Raw genomic sequence first — 18,574 nt, forward strand, 5'->3', positions numbered from 1 at the left:
GGCTGAAGTTAAAAGTCATCAGCGAAGGCAGGCGCCTTGGCTGATAGCTCTTTAGTAAAAAACAGGGCGGGTTAGGCAAAATACGCCAACCCGCCCAACATTTTTTACTTGGCGACGTGCTGCACCATGCGCATCATGTTGCAGGTGTAGCCGTACTCGTTATCGTACCAGGAGACCACCTTGACGAAAGTGCTATCCAGGGCGATACCGGCCTCGGCATCAAAGATGGAGGGAGCGCTGACGCCACGGAAGTCCGTAGACACCACTTTCTCATCAGTGTAGCCCAGGACACCCTTCAGCTCACCTGTAGAGGCAGCCTTCATCGCAGCGCAGATGTCGGCGTAGGTCGCCTCTTTGTTCAGCTCAACGGTCAGGTCGACCACCGAAACATCAGAAGTCGGCACGCGGAACGCCATGCCGGTCAGCTTGCCCTTCAATTCCGGCAAGACCACGCCCACAGCCTTGGCGGCGCCGGTCGAGGACGGAATGATGTTTTCCAGGATACCACGGCCACCGCGCCAATCCTTCGTGGAAGGACCGTCGACAGTCTTCTGGGTGGCGGTCGCGGCATGTACGGTGGACATCAGACCACGCTTGATGCCGAAATTGTCGTTCAGCACCTTGGCCACCGGCGCCAGGCAGTTGGTGGTGCAGGAAGCCGCCGAGACGATCGCTTGACCGGTGTAGGTCTTGTGGTTGACACCATAGACGAACATCGGGGTGTCATCCTTGGAAGGCGCGCTCTGCACCACTTTCTTGGCACCCGCATCGACATGTTTCTGGCAGGTTTCCTTGGTCAGGAACAGGCCGGTGGATTCGATGACGATGTCGGCGCCGATTTCGTTCCACTTCAGCTCGGAGGGATCCTTGACGGCGGTAAGACGGATCTTCTTGCCGTTCACGATCAGGGTGTTGTTGTCCACGGAAATGTCGCCCTTGAAACGGCCATGCACCGAATCATATTGCAGCATATAGGCCAGGTAGTCCGGCTCGAGCAGGTCGTTGATGCCGACGATCTCGATATCTTTAAATTCGGATTCCTGCGTGACCGCGCGGAACACCATACGTCCAATACGGCCAAAGCCGTTGATGCCGATTTTGATAGCCATAGGTTTAACTCCAACGATTAATAAATAAAAAAATCTTTCTCGCCGGGTCAGCCAATTCCAGCGGCCAACCCAAGCTGATAATTCTTGATTTCAGAACGCAGGGTGCGACTCACGCGCCACGACATCATTCAGCAATATCGCTCGGTGCGCACGGCACACCCTACATTTTTAATTTGTCAGAGAACGCCCAGGACAGTCTTTACGACATTGTCCACGGTGAAGCCGAACTCCTTGAACAGATCGCCCGCCGGGGCTGATTCGCCGAAAGTGTCGATACCGACCACTGCGCCCTCAAGGCCGACATATTTATGCCAGCACTCGGTCACACCGGCTTCCACGGCCACACGCACTATACCCTTGGGCAGTACGCTGTCTTTATAGGCCTGGTCCTGACGGTCAAAGACGTTGGTGGAAGGCATGGACACCACGCGCGCGGCGATGCCTTGCTCCGCCAAGACTTGTTGCGCACCTGTCGCCAGGGCCACTTCAGAGCCGGTGGCAATCAGCACAACCTTAGGCTTGCCGCCTGCGGCCTCGGAGAGAACATAACCGCCCTTGCTGACGTTGGCAATGGTAGCCGCATCGCGCTTCTGGAAAGGCAGATTCTGGCGGCTGAAGATCAGGCTGCTCGGGCCATCCTTGCGCTCAATGGCGCGCGCCCAGGAAACAGCGGACTCCAGTGTATCGCAGGGGCGCCACACATCCATATTGGGGATGAGACGCAACGTGGCAGTCTGTTCAACAGGCTGGTGGGTCGGGCCGTCTTCGCCCAGGCCAATGGAGTCATGGGTGAACACAAAGATTGAACGAATCTTCATCAACGCCGCCATGCGCAGGGCATTGCGGGCATATTCGGAGAACATCAGGAAGGTCGCGCCGTAAGGAATCACGCCACCGTGCAACGCCATGCCATTCATGGCGGCGGCCATGCCGAACTCGCGCACGCCGTAGTAGATGTAGTTGCCGCCATCCTTTTTGGATACGCCGCGCGAACCAGACCACAGTGTCAGGTTGGAGCTGGCCAGATCCGCGGAACCGCCGAGCAGTTCTGGCAGCGCGGGCGCGAGGCCTTCGATGCTGTTTTGCGAGGCCTTGCGTGTAGCGATAGTCTCGCCTTTGGTGTTGACATTGGCTATGAAAGCATCAACGTGCTCACTCCAATTCGCAGGCAGCTCGCCGCTCATGCGGCGCGTGAACTCGGCAGCCTCGGCGGGATAGATCGCAGCATATTCGGCAAGCTTGTTGCTCCACAGCTTCTCAAGGCCTTCACCTTTGGTGCGAGCATCCCAACCCTCGTAAACATGCTTGGGGATCTCGAAGGGAGGATAGTTCCAGCCGATGTTGGCGCGAGTTGCGGCCACTTCCGCGTCGCCCAGCGCGGCGCCATGGCAATCATGGCTGCCTGACTTGTTGGGTGAGCCCATGCCGATCACCGTTTTGCAGCAGATCATCGTGGGCTTGTCGGTATTGGCCTTGGCGGCCTCAATCGCCGCCTCAATCGCCGCTGTATTATGGCCGTCAACGTTCGGGATCACGTGCCAGCCGTAGGCCTCGAAGCGCTTGGGGGTGTCATCGGTAAACCAGCCTTCGACATGACCGTCGATGGAAATGCCGTTGTCGTCGTAGAAGGCAATCAGCTTGCCCAGACCCAGCGTGCCGGCCAGCGAACAGGCCTCGTGGGAAATACCCTCCATCAAGCAGCCGTCACCCAGAAACACATAGGTGTGGTGGTTGACGATTTCATGGCCGGGCTTGTTAAACTCGGCAGCCAGCACCTTTTCGGCAATCGCCATGCCGACGGCATTGGTGATGCCCTGGCCCAACGGGCCGGTGGTGGTCTCGATACCAGGCGCGTAACCGTATTCAGGATGCCCAGGGGTCTTGGAGTGCAACTGGCGGAAGCGCTTGATCTCTTCCATCGGCAGGTCATAGCCGGTGAGGTGCAACAGTGCATACAACAGCATCGAGCCATGGCCATTCGAGAGCACGAAGCGGTCGCGGTCTGGCCATTTGGGGTTGGCCGGGTTATGGCGCAAATGGTGGTTCCACAAAACTTCCGCGATTTCCGCCATGCCCATGGGCGCGCCGGGGTGCCCAGAGTTGGCCTTCTGTACGGCGTCCATCGCAAGCGCGCGAATGGCATTGGCTAAATCTTTACGGGAAGCAGACATGCATTTTTCCTCTAACTCTTTAAAAAACAACGCTAAATCTAAAGTTGACCCGATCTTTTCAGGACCCAAAGAATGTTATTTTCTCTTAGATTGGACTATTCGGCAATAGCGGGCGTCCAAATGCTGTGGAAAGCACACGGTATTACCGCATATTCCCTATTGAGGATGACTGTCGGAAATCACGGATTTCTCACTCAGAAGTATTTGTGCAAGTGATTCTGCCTTTACGGTCAAGGCGAGTAGCCGATGCGGTAAATCGCATCGGCGGCATCATCCGATACCAGCAGCGCCCCATCGGGCATGACCTGCACATCCACCGGCCGGCCCCAGGCGCTGTTGCCTTGCAGCCAGCCTTCGGCGAAGGGCTGGTATTTCACGGCTCGGCTGCCTTCGAGGTACACCATGGTGACGCGGTAGCCGATCTTGATGCTGCGGTTCCATGAGCCATGTTCAGCGATAAAGATCTGGTTGCGGTATTTTTCGGGGAACATCGTGCCGGTGTAAAAACGCATGCCGAGGGTGGCGGCATGGGGGCCGAGCGACATGGCGGGCGGGGTGAACTCGTCGCACTTGCGTGCTTTGCCGAATTCGGGATCGGCGATATCCTTGCCATGGCAGTAGGGATAGCCGAAGTGCATGTCCTTGCGCGGCGCATGATTCAGCTCATCGGGCGGCTGATTATCGCCCAGCCAGTCGCGGCCATTGTCGGTGAACCACAGCTCCTTGGTTGTCGGGTGCCAGTCAAAGCCCACAGTATTGCGCACGCCGCGGGCATAGGTTTCCTGATTCTTGCCATCCGCATCCATGCGCGTGATTTCTGCATACCCCGGTTCGTCGCAGATATTGCAAGGTGCCCCGACCGGCACGTAGAGCTTGCCATCCGGGCCAAAGCGGATGAATTTCCAGCCGTGATGCTGTTCCGTCGGAAAGCTGTCGCTGACCACAACGGGGACGGGTGGGTTTTTGAGGCGAGTCTCGATGTTATCGAAACGCAGCACGCGGTTGATTTCGGCGACATACAACGCACCGTCGCGGAATGCCACACCATTGGGTGAGTTGAGACCACTGGCGAGAGTGATGATCTCGTCGGCCTTGTTGTCCTTGTTGCGGTCGAGAATTGCATAGACTTTGCCCGCGCTGCGTGTGCCGACGAACAGCGTTCCGTTGGGGCTGAGTGCCATCGAGCGCGCCCCGTCTACATTCTGGGCATAGATGCCGATTTTGAATCCGGGGGGCAGTTTGATTCTGTCTAGTGGCGGGTCTGCCGCGTTGCAGGCGGCATTCGACAACATAAGGAGCAAAATAAGGCGAATGATGAAACGGGCTTGGCGATGGCTTTTCCTGCCGGCAACGCCACCCATGCCATCACCACGGATAGCCGGGAAAGCAAGTAGCCCGGATGAAGTGAAACGTAATCCGGGGCGCACTGGACGCCAACTATCTTGGTCACTCAATAGAAGCGATCGACTACCGTTTCTAGGTTTAAAGACAGTTGTTGTTTTCTCAAGAGTCATGGAAATTAATTAAAAATTATACATAATCAATTAGTTAAAAATTTAATTGCTTTCATGATGTGAATTACATATATTGATTTATAAATACAATATGGATTACACATATGACTACAGTCTCAGTTCGCCTACCAGATGATCTCCTCAATGAGGCTGACAAACACGCCCACGAATTGCAAATACCGCGGGCCGAATACATCCGCCGGGCAATTGAAACATTGAATGCAGAGGTCACCTCCCAGCAGCGCCGTGACCGCATGATCAAAGCTTCCCAGCGCGTGCGGGTGGAAAGCATGCGTGTCAACGCCGAATTTAGCATAATAGAAGACGCTCCTAATGCGTAAGCGCGGGAGCATCTGGCTCGCCAATCTCAATCCCGGCCGCGGCACGGAGCCTGGTAAAATCCGGCCTGTGCTGATCGTGCAAAGCCAAGCCTTACTGGATGCGGAGCATCCTTCTACCCTCGTTGTACCGCTCACTACCCACTTGATAGAAGATGCCGAACCACTGCGTTTGCGTATCACCGCCCAATCTGATCTCGACAAGGAATCAGATCTCCTGCTCGACCAATTACGTGCCATTGATAACAAACAGTTGATCCAAGGCCCATTGCTTCAATGCACCCCAGAATTCATGAGACGGGTGGATCAAGCATTGATAGAAGTACTGGATATCCTATCTGTTTAGTCTCCGGGTTCTCGTCACCCGTTTCGGAGAGTTTCAAGCAGCAGGTGGGGATTTTTTCACAGCCTCTCAGCCTGCCGGAAACATTTTGTCCGGGTTAAGTATCCCTTTGGGGTCGAACTGGTCCTTGATGCGTTTCATCAATGCCAGGGTGGGTGGGTCAATCTCACGGCTGACGAAATCGCGCTTTTCGATGCCTACGCCGTGTTCACCGGAGAGTGTGCCATTCAGCGCCAGCACGAGGCTGAAAACCTTATCAAGACAGTGTTCGGCATTATGCATCTGTACCGGGTCATCGGGGTCGACAAGCAGATTGACGTGGATGTTGCCATTGCCGGCGTGCCCAAAATTGACGATGGTGATGTTGTGCTCTCGCGCCAGCACGTCCAGGCCGTCGATAAGCTCGGCCATGCGCGATACCGGTACCACGACATCTTCATTGATCTTTTTGGGCGCAATCGTGCGCAAGGCGGGGGACAGCGCCTTGCGTGTTGCCCACAAATCGCTGACTTCCTGAGGGGTGCGGGCGGCCCATAGATCCAGCAGCCCTTCGCCTTGCGCCGCGCGGCTCACTGCCGCAACCGCATCATCCATCGCGGCCTGCGAACCGTCCACTTCGATCATCAGCAACGCCCCTGCCCCTGTTGGCAGATCGGCCTTGGAATAGCTGCGTATCATCTCGATTGCGCGGCCGTCGATGAATTCCAGCGCGCACGGTGTGACGGGTTGCGCCATGATGCGTGACACGGCGGCGGCAGCGGCGCGCATGTCGCTGTAGACGGCGCGCAGGGTGCGCTTGGTCTCCGGCAATGGGGTGAGTTTCAGCGTCGCTTCGGTAATGATCGCCAGCGTGCCCTCGCAGCCAATGATCAGCCGCGTGAGGTCGTAGCCGACAACGCCCTTGGTGGTGTAGACCCCCGTGCGAATTTCCTCGCCCGCACCGGTGACCGCGTGCAAACCCAGGGTATTTTCACGCGGCGTACCATATTTGACGGCGCGCGGGCCGGCGGAGTTATAGGCCAGATTACCGCCCACCGTACAGAAAGCGGCACTGGTGGGGTCGGGCGGCCAGAAAAAGCCGTGCGTGGCGGCGGCGTCTTGCACCTGCTGATTGGTGACGCCCGGCTCCACTACCATGACGCGGTTGTCCGGGTCGACGCGCAGAATACGATCCATGCGCTCCAACGCCATCACGAGACCACCGCGCAATGGCACGGTGGCGCCAGTGGTGCCGGTACCCCGCCCGCGCGGCACCAGCGGCACATCATGGCGATTGCACAGTCGCACAATGTCACGCACTTGTTCGTGCGTGGTGGCGAAGACCACTGCATCGGGTAACGCATGGCGCCGGCTGTTGTCATAGCCATACGGCCAGCAGTCGGCGGCATCGCTCAGCACATTTTCTGCTCCGGCAATGGCCGTGAGCTGCTCCAGAAAGACGGGCGGTATCATGGTCTTCTAATATCTACCGCAAAAGGATTTCGTTTTAACCACAGAGCACGCGAAGATCGCAGAGACATCGGAGTTAAGGGGAATAACGTCGGAAAATCTCCGCGTTCTCTGCGCTCTCTGTTGTTAAGTCTTCAGTCAAGATATTCAAAAATCCTGACCACGCGCTCCACGCCGTCGGTGCGGCTGGCGATGTCACTGGCAATATCCGCTTCTTTGCGGGTCACTACGCCCATCAGGTAAACAACGCTGCTGTCGGTGACCACCTTGATATCATTGGCGCTGATTTCTTTTGCGCCCAGCAACATGGTTTTGACCTTGGTGGTGATCCAGGAATCGCGGCTGGCGGTCTGAAATGCGATGGGCTGGCCGACGGTAATTTCGCTATGTACCCGTTTCACTTTTGTAATGCCTTTGACCTTGTCGGCAGCGCGTGTACGGAGTTCCTCGGTGGGCGCCTGTCCGGTTAACAGCACTACACCGTTAAAGCTGGTGATGCTGATGCGCGCCTTGTCCGACAATTCCGAATCGGAGAATATCGCCCGCATCGCCTTGAATTCAATAGACTGATCATCCACTACTTCCCCTACCGTGCGGCGGTCGCTGGCCACGGCGGCACCGGTTGCACCACCCGCAATAATCGCCCCGGCGCAGCCCTGCAACAATGCAGCCGTCAATAATCCATTGATCATCAGTAAAGACAGTTTTCTATTCACGTCAACCTCCTATTTTATTAATGGCATCATGCCCCAAACGCATTTTGTATCCAGAGCACTTCGTCATGCTGCGCGCCAGGCGAAATCGAGATTACATCAAAACGCGCCGGGCACTTGGCCGCAGCCCTGTGCGATTGCAGATAGTGTAACGCAGTGGCGGTAAGTTTGGCCTGCTTGCGCCGGTCGATGCTCTCCGCGCCGCTGCCAAAGCGCGCACTGCGCCGGTAGCGGACCTCGACAAACACGAGGCTGCCCGCATGGCGCATGACCAGATCAATTTCGCCGCACGGACAATGGTAGTTGCGCTCCACCAGTTGCAGGCCGCGCTCCAGCAGGTAGCGGCAGGCCAGGTCTTCCGCCTCGCCCCCGCGCACCGGCGGCCTTCCGCTTGGCGGGATCATATCGTTCAAGGCTGCGCGATGATACGCGGCTCGCCATCCACGAAACGTGCACACACCAATGCCCGGTGAATACGCTGCCCTTTATCCAGACTCAGGTTGCCGGTCTCTCCCGCCATACGTTCACTGGGATCTGCACGCATTCTGCTCAGGTAAGGCAAGAGATTATAAGCGTCCACGCCCAATGCATAGAGACGCTTGAACTGGTCTGCGGATTGAGGCCAGCGCTGAGAAATGATACGCGACAGGGCCTGTTGCCCCTCCTCCAGCACCCAGGGCATATCGCAAAACAGCACATCATTTACATCGGTATCGGCATTTTTATCAATCCGCCCTGTGTAAACATGCGAGGTGGCGTAAACCGGCACATCGCCCGCAAAGTTAAAGTTCAGCTGGGGGCGGATCTGGCGCGCCTGACGTGGAAAGGCGACCATGAACAAGGCATCCACATCCTGACGGCGGCGGCGCTCCTTGCTGCTGATATTGAATAGCGTGCGCACAGGGGTTGCGAAATCGCTACCCGCCGGGTCGTATGTCTGTTGCGCAACCACGCTGCCGCCAAGCTCCTCAAACCGTGCTTTAAACGTGTTAAACACCCGCGCGCCCCACTCCCCCACGGGGATTAACGCGACAGCTTGGCGGCGGCCATCCTGCCACGCGCGCTCCGCCACCGCGCGCGCCTCATCCTCCGGCGCCAGACCGAACTGGAAAAGATTGCCGGGCTTGGCATTTTCGTCCTCGGCATAGTTAAGTGTCAGCGTGGGTACGGCCAAATCAGCACTGCGCGCCAGCGCCTTCACGCCGTCCTTGTCCAGCGGCCCAATCACCACATTCGCACCTTCCGCCAATGCCTGCCGATACGCCGCCAGCACCGCAGCAGGCTGAGTGCCTGCGTCATAGAGCCGGATGGTGGGCTGATAAAGCTTGTTGAGACGCTGATAATAGGCCGCGAAAAAGCCGTCACGCAGCGCAACCGCTGTTTTTGCAAACGGGCCACTGGAAGGCAACAACAACGCGATATTGGCGGGCGGCTCGGCCAGGCGCGACTGCTCCGGTATTGCGGCAACAACGTCACCTGGATTGATGGCAAAGGCACGCCCCGCACACACCAGCGTTGCACCGAGCAGCAGGAAGGATATGTATTTGGCTATGACTAAACTTGGTTGCATGGCATGATTATATGCCATGTCCGGTGGTTTTTGAGGATCTCAAGCAGTGTCAAACAACAATAAGGGTGTGCTTTACGTCGTGGCGACGCCTATCGGCAATCTTGGCGACATGTCACCGCGCGCGGTGGGGGCGCTGTCAGCGGCCGACGTGATTGCCGCCGAGGACACCCGCCACAGCCTGCCGCTACTTCGACATTTCGGCATCAAAACACCGTGCATCGCCGTCCACGAACACAATGAGCGCGAGCGTTGTGCCGAACTGGTAGGTCGCTTGCAGGCTGGCGAATCAATTGCACTGATCAGCGACGCAGGCACACCGCTGGTTAGCGACCCCGGCTATCATCTGGTACGCGCGGCACGCGAACAGGGGATACGTGTCATACCGATCCCCGGCCCCAGCGCCCTGATCAGCGCGCTATCGGCCTCTGGCCTACCGACAGACCACTTCATCTTTGAAGGCTTTTTACCTGCCAAGTCGGCGGCCCGCCGCCACCGGCTGACTGAACTTGCCAATGACACTCGTACCATAGCGTTTTTTGAGTCATCCCACCGCATCCTCGACTCCCTGAACGACATGGCGCAGGTGTTCGGCGCGGACCGGAGGGCGGTGGTGGCACGTGAACTGACCAAGATGTTCGAGACTATTCATGGCGATACGCTGGGGGCGCTGTGCGATTGGATGGGCGCCGACGCTCATCAGCAAAAGGGCGAGTTTGTCGTCCTTGTCCATGGCGCCGCGCCACGCGACGAAACGGAAGGCAGCGCCGAAGCGGAACGAGTACTGCGCATCCTGCTAAGCGAACTGCCGGTAAAGCAGGCCGCCTTGCTGGCTGCAAAACTTACTGGGCAGAAAAAGAACTTTTTATATGATCTGGCGGTCACAATAATCGGTAGCGAATAGTTGAGTGCAAGGGTTAGCTTTTACGGGAGGGGAATACCCTGGTCATTAGCTATTCGTTACCTTTGACGTGCGCACAGCGTACGTCAGCTAACTTAACCCTGGAAGCAGTTGACGTAACCCGTCCACGATAAACTCCACTGATATAGCGGCAAGCAGCAGCCCCATAAGGCGCGTGACAATATTGATGCCGGTTCGTCCGAGCATCGTGCTCAATGGGAGCGCCATGCGCAGGGCCGCCCACACTGTGAGCGCGACAACCGTGCAACTCACGATGACCAACGCCACCCCCAGCCAGTTTGCTTCCTGATGGGCATATATGATTACGGTACTGATGGCGCCGGGGCCGGCGAGTATCGGGATCGCCAGCGGGACAACCGCGGCGCTCTGCCTGTCTGCCGCCTCTGCCGCCTCCTCTGGCGTATGTTTGGCGGCCACGGTGGAGGCATTCATCATGGCAACGGCCATCAACAGGATAAGAATGCCGCCGCCCACGCGAAACGAGGCGATGCTGATGCCGAAGAAACCCAAAATCGTGTCGCCCGCCAGGCATGCCACGGCCAACACGATGGCCACCGATAGCGCCGTGATGCGTGGCATACGATGGCGTTCCCTGATAGAGCGGTCAGCCGTGAGACTCAGAAATAAAGGGACAGCGCCAAGCGGGTTGACAATGACGAAGATGGCAGTAAAAACCTTCGCGTAATGGCCCCAGTCAGTCATGATCGCCCTCTTCTCCACACACTTTCAGCGCCCCTCGGAAAATTTTAAAATAGAAAAAGGAGCGTCATCCTTTTTCATCGGGACATGGTGCAAGCTGCACGACTTTCAGTGCCAGGGTAAGCCCTGCACCCCGAAACCCACACCCACCCGGTACCCGCGACATTGTCACACCCGTAAAGAGCGCAATGCCTTTACGGTGAAGGGCACAATGTCCAATCGCCGTTTCACAGATTGAAATATACTGCGCGCGCATGTATATTAGCGTTATCTAATAAACTAAAGGGCCACGCCATGACTATCAATCGCACTGTCCGCATCATCGCCGGTTTTTTTATCTTGCTGTCCTTGGCATTGGGTGTTGAGGCCAGCCCGGTATTTCATAACGTGAACTGGCTATGGTTCACGGCATTTGTCGGGGCGAATTTGTTCCAGAGCGGCATCACCAACTGGTGCCTGATGGACATGATCCTGACGAAGTTGGGCGTGCCCGCCACGGCCCCCTGCTCATCAGGCCGCAAGACCGCGTAAGTTTATCTGCGCCGCGCGAGATAACTCATGATGAATTCAACAATCTCTACGCGGTTGTAGGCCTCCTGCGCATCGCCGCCCCACACGGTGATGCCGTGCCCGCGTATCATCAGCGCGGGGATGCGCGGTGCAGTAACCTGGAAGCGCTGGTCAATAGCCACCGCTATGCGCGCAACATCGAGCAGATTGTCGAACAACGGCAATGCGACACTGGGAAGCTGCTCCCATATCCCTAGGCCCTTCACCATCTCCAAGGGCGGTAATGGCATTTCCTGTACGTCTGAAGGGATGTCTTCGCACGCCAGGCAAGCGTCCACGGAATGCACATGCAGGCAAGCACCCGCATCGGGAAAATGTTGGTAGACCACTTGATGGATGGAACACTCGGCAGAGGGTTTGGCGTTAGCGTGTAATCGCTCTACAACATCCCCATCCTGAATGCGCATCCGCAGAAAATCCGTTTCTTCCAAGCGTCCCTTGGGTAGGCCACTGGCGGTGATCCAGAAGCTGCTGTCGTCCGCGCGGATGCTAAGGTTACCCGCCGTGCCGGCCATCCAGCCGCGCGCATGAAAGTCGCGCGCGATTTCGACAAGGGCTGCGCGTGGCGCAAGCTGGTCTAGGGTGATTGCCAAAGCCGCTCTCCTGGGAAGGTTCGCCGCTCAGGCAGTGAATTGTAAAGGGCGCCCGGTATAAACGGGTGTCCAGCCGCTGGTGTCGATAAAGTAACGCACCGCCTTGATGCGTTTGGAATCACCCAGAATGAACCAGTGCTCAGTGTTGGCGGGGACATTAATATAATCACCCGCAGTCACTTCAAGCATGAACTGCTTGCCATCGGGCTCTACAAAACCGAAATACCCCTTGCCTGCCAGGATGTACCGCACCTCATCGTCGGTGTGGTAGTGGATTTTTTCAAATTTGGCGAGCATTTCGGCAAGGCCGGGGATGTTTTCATGAATCACGATCATGTCGCGTGTGACATATCCCGCCTCGCGCTTTAGCTCCTCAAAGCGGTCATCCACGACAGCGAGCAGTTCCTGCTTTTCGGTGTCATCCAGCACCGCCTTCCCCATCAACTCCAGGCTGCGTAACTGAGCAGGCGCCGGCCAATGGCGCAGTGTGATGCCTATCGTCGTCAACTTGGCTTGGATAACGGACAAATCCCGCGTGTCGGTCTGGTCGGGAAAGATCATGCGCGCCATGTTTCGCTCCTTAATTTCACAAAATGATTTCCTGAACTTATGCTTTTCTCGGCCTGTGCGCCGGTCTTGAAGCCGAACTCCCGTGGCGCTTCTGGCCGGAGGGGGTGGGTCGACTACGCATGCGGTCCCCCGCCCCGCTATGCCGCCCAGCCACGACGGCAGGCGTCACAGGCGTAGCCAGCACGTCGTCGCTGAGGCGGCCTACCGGGATTTTGTGGCCGATGTATTCTTCGATCTCAGGAATCGAAAAGGCATATTCCTCACAGGCAAAGCTGATCGCATCGCCGCTTGCACCGGCACGCGCAGTGCGGCCAATGCGATGCACATAATCCTCGGCATCCTGCGGGAGATCGAAGTTGAACACATGACTGACTTCGGAAATATGCAGGCCGCGCGCCGCGACATCGGTGGCGACCAGCACGGGCAGCTCGCCTTGCTGGAATTGCTCCAGCAACGACATGCGCTTGTTCTGCGGCACATCGCCCGACAATATGGCAGCTTTGAAGCCATTACTTTCAAGATGAGCCCACACCTGGTCGGCCGCGCGCTTGGTGTTGACGAAAACAATGGTGCGTTTGGGATCCATATGTTTCAGCAGACCGATCAGCGCAGGTATTTTTTCTTCGCTAGCGGTGTGATAAATGATCTGTGAGACATTGTCAGCCGTCACCTTATCGCTCTCGATTTTCACGAGCTGGGGGTTATTCATGTGCTCGTAGGCAAGCTCGGTGACGCGCAGCGACAGGGTCGCCGAAAACAACATGCTGAGACGCTTGTCGGGCTTGGGCAGCTGGCGCAGCAGGAAACGGATATCCTTGATGAAACCAAGGTCAAGCATACGGTCAGCCTCATCCAGCACCGCCACCTGCACAGCCTTCAAGTCAAACACGCCCTGCCTGAAGTAATCAATGATGCGGCCCGGCGTGCCGATCAGGATGTCCACACCATCATCGAACATGGCGCGCTGCGCTTCGTAGCCTGTCCCTCCGTAGACCAATCCTAGAGTGAGGCCGGCATGGCTGCCTAAAAGGAGTGCGTCTTTGTGAATCTGGATCGCCAATTCGCGGGTCGGCGCCAATATCACGGCGCGCGGCTGGTTGGGCCGCCGCTTTGGAGAGGCGGGCACCGTCAGCAGGTGATTCATCACCGCCAGCAGGAAAGCAGCTGTTTTGCCGGTGCCGGTTTGCGCCTGTCCCGCAACATCCTTGCCCGACAGCGCCAGCGGCAGGGTTGCAGCCTGGATCGGCGTACAACGGGAAAACCCCGCGTCTTCGATTCCTTGCCTCAAGGAATCGGGAAAATCAAAACTGGAGAATGAGATATCTGACAAATGATCGTTCATAAATCAAAGAATAACAGAATTGCCGGGCGATTGGACTTGAAATATGCAGCAGATTAGGCTTGAATGTGAGAAAATAAACCTTAATATAAATATCAAACCTCTGTAAGAGGCCATATAACAATAAAAACAGGGCTCTCAAACCCACATCAATCAATCGGAGACGCATTAACGTGAGCAAAAACATCATTTATGTCACCGACGCCACCTTCGACAACGAGGTGCTTAAAAGCGATACGCCGGTACTGGTCGATTTCTGGGCCGAATGGTGCGGCCCCTGCAAGATGATCGCCCCGATTCTGGACGAAATATCTGAAGAATATGCGGGCAGAGTTAAGGTCGCCAAGCTCAACATTGACGAAAATCCAGCGACGCCGTCTCAATACGGCATACGCGGCATCCCCACCCTCATGCTGTTTAAAAATGGCAATGTTGAAGCCACCAAGGTGGGCGCCGTATCCAAGTCTCAATTGACGGCGTTTATTGATAGCAATCTTTAATCTGTATCGTGCGCCCTACAATAGCCTCTCGCAATTTAATCCGCGGGGGGCTAGACGTGGCCCCATTTTAGTGGTAGCTTTACAAAAATCGCAAATAATTTATTCGAGCAGTGCCAGTATTTCTGGCAACAGCGGAACCTCCCCCAGCAACACATCAGCGGCACGAGAAACATACGGGCGTCCCTACATACAGGGCCATTCGTTTCTTTAACTTCATCTGCACACCCATTCCAAAACCTGACGATCATCCATCATGAACCTGACTGAACTTAAACAAAAATCACCCTCTGAATTGATCGACCTCGCGCAATCCATGGGCATCGAGGGCATGGCCCGGTCACGCAAGCAAGACGTGATCTTCGCCATTCTCAAGGGCCATGCGCACAAAGGCGAAGACATCTCCGGCGACGGCGTTCTGGAGATCCTGCAGGATGGCTTCGGCTTCCTGCGCTCGGCGGACAGCTCTTATCTGGCCGGCCCGGATGATATCTATGTCTCGCCCAGCCAGATCCGGCGCTTCAATCTGCGCACCGGCGACACCATTTCCGGCAAGATCCGCCCTCCAAAAGAAGGGGAGCGTTACTTCGCGCTGCTGAAGGTAAGCGAGATCAACTTCGAGGCACCCGAGAACGCTAAGAACAAGGTGCTGTTCGAGAACCTGACGCCGCTGTTCGCCAACGAACGGCTTACCATGGAAATCGGCAATGGCAGCACAGAAGACCTGACCGCACGCGTCATTGATCTGGTAGCGCCCATCGGGAAAGGCCAGCGCGGCATGATCGTATCGCCGCCCAAGGCCGGTAAGACCATGATGCTGCAACATATCGCCCAGTCCATCGCCGCCAAGCACCCCGAATGTTACCTGATCGTGCTGCTGATTGACGAGCGCCCGGAAGAAGTGACAGAGATGGCGCGCTCGGTACGTGGCGAGGTAGTCTCCAGCACCTTTGATGAGCCTGCCAGCCGCCATGTGCAGGTCGCTGAAATGGTGATTGAAAAAGCCAAGCGCCTGGTCGAACACAAGCGCGACGTGGTGATCCTGCTTGATTCCGTTACCCGTCTGGCACGCGCCTACAACACTGTAATCCCTTCGTCGGGCAAAGTGCTCACCGGTGGTGTCGATGCCAACGCACTGCACCGCCCGAAGCGCTTCTTTGGCGCGGCACGCAACATTGAGGAAGGCGGCAGCCTGACCATCATCGCCACCGCCTTGATCGATACCGGCTCGCGCATGGACGACGTGATCTACGAAGAGTTCAAAGGTACCGGCAACATGGAAGTCCACCTGGACCGGAAGATCGCCGAGCGGCGCATTTACCCCTCCATCAACATCAACCGCTCCGGCACGCGCCGCGAAGAACTGCTGACGCACCCGGACGAGTTGCAAAAGATGTGGATTCTGCGCAAGCTGTTGCACCCCATGGAAGATCTGGCTGCGATGGAGTTTTTGCTCGACAAACTCAAGGCGACCAAGACCAATTCAGAGTTTTTTGATTCAATGAGGCGGTGACGGTTTTTGTAGGTCAGGGTGCGTTAACAACACCCCGGCCTACAGACTATGCTGCCAATAATAACGGGCGGACTTTATGTCCGCCCGTTATTATTTCTGCTTAACCTTCTTACTCTCCGTCCGCTGTTCCAGCGTGATCTTTACCGGTTTGACATCCCATATTTCCTCCGCGTATTCACGGATGGTGCGGTCACTGGAGAATTTCCCCATGTGCGCCACGTTGAGAATGGCCTTGCGTGTCCATTCCTGAGGATCGGCATAAAGCTCGGCAACCCGTTCTTGCGCAGATATATATGAAGCATAATCGGCAAGCAGCAGGTAATGATCGCCACCATGCGTCAAAGCGTCAATGATGGGCTTGAACAGATCAGGTTCGTCGGGCGAGAAATAGCCCGAGCTGATCATGTCGAGCACTTGCTTCAACTCGTGGTTTGCATGGTAGTAATCCCACGGGTTATAGCCATTTCTGCGCACTTCCTCGGCCTGCTGGGCCGTCAGCCCAAAGATGAAAATATTATCCTCACCCACCTCTTCGCGGATTTCAACATTCGCTCCGTCCAGCGTGCCGATGGTAAGGGCACCGTTAAGCGCGAGTTTCATATTGCCTGTGCCGGAAGCCTCTGTGCCCGCTGTGGATATCTGTTGCGAGAGATCGCTGGCCGGGATGAGATCTTCCGCCGTGGAGACATTGTAGTTGGGAACAAACAACACCTTCAGGCGACTGCCAATGGCCGGATCGTTATTCACGATGTCGGCAACGTCATTGATGAGTTTGATAATAAGTTTGGCCATGGCATAACCCGGTGCCGCCTTGCCGGCAAAAATCACCAGGCGTGGCACGACATGCGTGCCGGTATTGAACCGGATGCGGTTGTACACCGTAATGATATGCAGCACGTTTAGCAACTGGCGCTTATATTCATGAATGCGTTTAATATGCACATCAAACATCGCATCAGGATTCACGTCTATGCCTAGGTGTTTCTTGACCAAGCCGGTAACCCGCTCCTTATTGGCGCGCTTGACAGCACGAAACTCATCTCTGAAAACGGGATCATCGGCCAGTGGAGCCAGCTTCTTCAGCTCATCAAGATTTGCTGTCCACGCGTCGCCAATACGCGAGGTAATAAGATCGGACAATAGTGGGTTGGCATGATGCAACCAGCGCCGTGGCGTGATACCGTTGGTTTTGTTGACGATCTTGCCGGGGTAAAAGCGGTCAAAGTCGGCAAAGGTGGACGACTTCATCAAGAGGGTATGTAGCGCCGCGACACCGTTCACTTTATGGCTGCCGACTACGGCCAGGTGCCCCATGCGAATGCGCTTCCCATTATTCTCATCGACAATCGACATGTGCCGCAGCAAATCGAAATTGCCGGGATATTGATGCATAACATCTTTCAGGAAGTGGTGGTTGATTTCATAAATAATCTGCAGATGGCGCGGTAACATTTCCTCAAACAACTTCACCGGCCAGGTTTCCAGCGCCTCGGGCAGCAGCGTGTGATTGGTGTATGAGAAGGTACGCACCGTGATATTCCAGGCACGCGCCCACGACAGGCCATGGAGATCCATCAATATCCGCATCAATTCGGGAATAGCCAGTACCGGATGGGTATCGTTAAGCTGAATGGCCACCTTGTCCGGCAGCTTGTCGAAGTGGAAATGAGCCTTCTGGAAGCGGCGCAGAATGTCTTGCAATGATGCGCTGACAAAGAAATATTGCTGTTTTAGCCGCAGCTCTCGGCCCATCGCGGTGGTGTCATCGGGATAGAGTACCTTGGAGAGATTTTCAGATTCATTTTTATCCTCCAGGGCCTTAATGTAATTGCCTTCGTTGAAATATTTCAAATTAAAATCGCGCGTCGCCTTGGCAGACCACAGGCGCATATTGTTCACGGTGTTGGTGTTATAGCCTGGGATCGGTGTGTCATAGGCCATCGCCATGACCTCATCTGCATCAACCCAGTGGTAGCGCTTCTGGCCTGTTTCATCAGGATATTCCACGACCCGGCCATGAAATTTCACGGGATAGAGTACTTCGGGACGCGAGAACTCCCAGGGATTGCCGTAGCGCAGCCAATTCTCAGGGTGTTCAACCTGATGGCCATTCTCGATACGTTGAGTGAACATGCCATATTCATAACGGATGCCATAGCCATACGACGGTATGCCAAGCGTCGCCATGGAATCAAGAAAACACGCCGCCAGCCGCCCCAGACCGCCATTACCCAATGCCGCATCCGGCTCCAGTTCGCGGATCTCCTCCAGATTAAGCCCGATGTCATGCAAGGCCTGTTCACATTCTCCCTGAATCCCTACGTTAAGCAGGCTGTTGCTCAGTGTGCGGCCAATCAGGAATTCCAGGGAGAGGTAATAGACACGCTTGGCGTCTTCGCGGTAATAGGTGCGCATGGTTTCCATCCAGCGCTCCATGAGGCGGTCACGCACCGCGTAGGCCGTGACGTTGTACCAGTCGCGATCAGTGGCGGTATGAAGATCCTTGCCTACTTCGTATTCAAGTCGATTGGCCATTGAGTATTTGATGGACTCGGCGTCCAGACCCATGTAATCGTACTTGAAGGAACGCATGGTACTTTTCATCGGCATATTCCATTCTCCCTTAGTGATAAATTCCAGCAGTGGTGTCCCTTAGTTATCGGACAA

Annotated in this window: 18 protein-coding genes; 6 read left to right on the plus strand and 12 right to left on the minus strand. The window is 56.1% G+C overall.

All coding sequences use genetic code 11. The features are described 5' to 3' along the window. Window positions 1–104 precede the first annotated feature (104 nt). From gap to M3A44_03095, 3 genes are all read right to left on the minus strand, one after another. Window positions 105–1,109 carry a type I glyceraldehyde-3-phosphate dehydrogenase gene (gap, locus tag M3A44_03085; GenBank protein MEQ6340641.1) on the minus strand — a complete coding sequence of 335 codons (1,005 nt, stop codon included), beginning with the start codon at window positions 1,107–1,109 and terminating at the stop codon, window positions 105–107. A gap of 176 nt (window positions 1,110–1,285) precedes the next feature. Further along, entirely contained in the window at window positions 1,286–3,280 is a 1,995-nt protein-coding gene (gene tkt, locus M3A44_03090; GenBank protein MEQ6340642.1) for a transketolase, read from the minus strand. A gap of 230 nt (window positions 3,281–3,510) precedes the next feature. Continuing rightward, window positions 3,511–4,572 (minus strand): sorbosone dehydrogenase family protein, encoded by a 1,062-nt coding sequence (locus M3A44_03095; GenBank protein MEQ6340643.1) that lies wholly within the window; start codon window positions 4,570–4,572, stop codon window positions 3,511–3,513. Between the two features lie 326 nt (window positions 4,573–4,898). Here M3A44_03095 and M3A44_03100 point away from each other — a divergent pair, with 326 nt between their 5' ends. After that, window positions 4,899–5,135 (plus strand): ribbon-helix-helix protein, CopG family, encoded by a 237-nt coding sequence (locus M3A44_03100; GenBank protein MEQ6340644.1) that lies wholly within the window; start codon window positions 4,899–4,901, stop codon window positions 5,133–5,135. Next, complete coding sequence (locus tag M3A44_03105) at window positions 5,128–5,478, plus strand: type II toxin-antitoxin system PemK/MazF family toxin (protein ID MEQ6340645.1); 351 nt, start codon at window positions 5,128–5,130, stop codon at window positions 5,476–5,478. The genes M3A44_03100 and M3A44_03105 overlap by 8 nt, the downstream gene beginning before the upstream one ends. A 66-nt stretch (window positions 5,479–5,544) precedes the next feature. On the opposite strand, the gene M3A44_03110 is transcribed toward M3A44_03105, so the two are convergent. The 4 genes from M3A44_03110 to M3A44_03125 all read right to left on the minus strand — a co-directional run bounded on the left by M3A44_03110 (window position 5,545) and on the right by M3A44_03125 (window position 9,207). Continuing rightward, a complete protein-coding gene (locus M3A44_03110; GenBank protein MEQ6340646.1) occupies window positions 5,545–6,927 on the minus strand; it encodes an FAD-binding protein in 1,383 nt (460 codons plus the stop codon). Between the two features lie 131 nt (window positions 6,928–7,058). Then, window positions 7,059–7,640 (minus strand): division/outer membrane stress-associated lipid-binding lipoprotein, encoded by a 582-nt coding sequence (dolP, locus tag M3A44_03115; GenBank protein ID MEQ6340647.1) that lies wholly within the window; start codon window positions 7,638–7,640, stop codon window positions 7,059–7,061. A 26-nt stretch (window positions 7,641–7,666) separates the two neighbouring features. Then, a complete protein-coding gene (locus M3A44_03120; protein MEQ6340648.1) occupies window positions 7,667–8,041 on the minus strand; it encodes a YraN family protein in 375 nt (124 codons plus the stop codon). A gap of 5 nt (window positions 8,042–8,046) precedes the next feature. Then, window positions 8,047–9,207, minus strand: a complete 1,161-nt coding sequence (locus tag M3A44_03125; GenBank protein ID MEQ6340649.1) for a penicillin-binding protein activator — start codon at window positions 9,205–9,207, stop codon at window positions 8,047–8,049. Between the two features lie 46 nt (window positions 9,208–9,253). Here M3A44_03125 and rsmI point away from each other — a divergent pair, with 46 nt between their 5' ends. Then, window positions 9,254–10,108: a 16S rRNA (cytidine(1402)-2'-O)-methyltransferase gene (gene rsmI, locus M3A44_03130; GenBank protein MEQ6340650.1), complete on the plus strand. Its 855-nt coding sequence runs from the start codon at window positions 9,254–9,256 to the stop codon at window positions 10,106–10,108. Window positions 10,109–10,195: 87 nt separating this feature from the next. Here rsmI and M3A44_03135 read toward each other — a convergent pair whose 3' ends face one another. Beyond that, window positions 10,196–10,828, minus strand: a complete 633-nt coding sequence (locus tag M3A44_03135) for a YchE family NAAT transporter (protein MEQ6340651.1) — start codon at window positions 10,826–10,828, stop codon at window positions 10,196–10,198. A gap of 291 nt (window positions 10,829–11,119) precedes the next feature. Between M3A44_03135 and M3A44_03140 the strand changes: the two genes are divergently transcribed. Then, window positions 11,120–11,356 (plus strand): DUF2892 domain-containing protein, encoded by a 237-nt coding sequence (locus M3A44_03140; protein MEQ6340652.1) that lies wholly within the window; start codon window positions 11,120–11,122, stop codon window positions 11,354–11,356. A gap of 2 nt (window positions 11,357–11,358) precedes the next feature. Here M3A44_03140 and mtnB read toward each other — a convergent pair whose 3' ends face one another. The 3 genes from mtnB to rhlB are packed head-to-tail and all read right to left on the minus strand — an operon-like array spanning window position 11,359 to window position 13,900. Then, the gene (gene mtnB, locus M3A44_03145) at window positions 11,359–11,988 is read right to left on the minus strand and encodes a methylthioribulose 1-phosphate dehydratase (protein MEQ6340653.1); all 630 of its coding nucleotides are present in this window, start codon (window positions 11,986–11,988) and stop codon (window positions 11,359–11,361) included. 27 nt (window positions 11,989–12,015) lie between these two features. Then, the gene (locus M3A44_03150) at window positions 12,016–12,558 is read right to left on the minus strand and encodes a cupin domain-containing protein (GenBank protein ID MEQ6340654.1); all 543 of its coding nucleotides are present in this window, start codon (window positions 12,556–12,558) and stop codon (window positions 12,016–12,018) included. A gap of 37 nt (window positions 12,559–12,595) precedes the next feature. Next, window positions 12,596–13,900 carry an ATP-dependent RNA helicase RhlB gene (gene rhlB, locus M3A44_03155; GenBank protein ID MEQ6340655.1) on the minus strand — a complete coding sequence of 435 codons (1,305 nt, stop codon included), beginning with the start codon at window positions 13,898–13,900 and terminating at the stop codon, window positions 12,596–12,598. A gap of 170 nt (window positions 13,901–14,070) precedes the next feature. Between rhlB and trxA the strand changes: the two genes are divergently transcribed. Then, entirely contained in the window at window positions 14,071–14,397 is a 327-nt protein-coding gene (gene trxA, locus M3A44_03160) for a thioredoxin TrxA (protein MEQ6340656.1), read from the plus strand. A 253-nt stretch (window positions 14,398–14,650) separates the two neighbouring features. Then, complete coding sequence (rho, locus tag M3A44_03165; GenBank protein MEQ6340657.1) at window positions 14,651–15,907, plus strand: transcription termination factor Rho; 1,257 nt, start codon at window positions 14,651–14,653, stop codon at window positions 15,905–15,907. A gap of 90 nt (window positions 15,908–15,997) precedes the next feature. Here the strand turns inward: rho and M3A44_03170 are convergent, their stop codons facing one another. Next, window positions 15,998–18,511 (minus strand): glycogen/starch/alpha-glucan phosphorylase, encoded by a 2,514-nt coding sequence (locus M3A44_03170; protein MEQ6340658.1) that lies wholly within the window; start codon window positions 18,509–18,511, stop codon window positions 15,998–16,000. Between the last annotated feature and the right edge of the window lie 63 nt (window positions 18,512–18,574).

The sequence above is a fragment of the Gammaproteobacteria bacterium genome (assembly GCA_040183005.1).
Taxonomy (GTDB): domain Bacteria; phylum Pseudomonadota; class Gammaproteobacteria.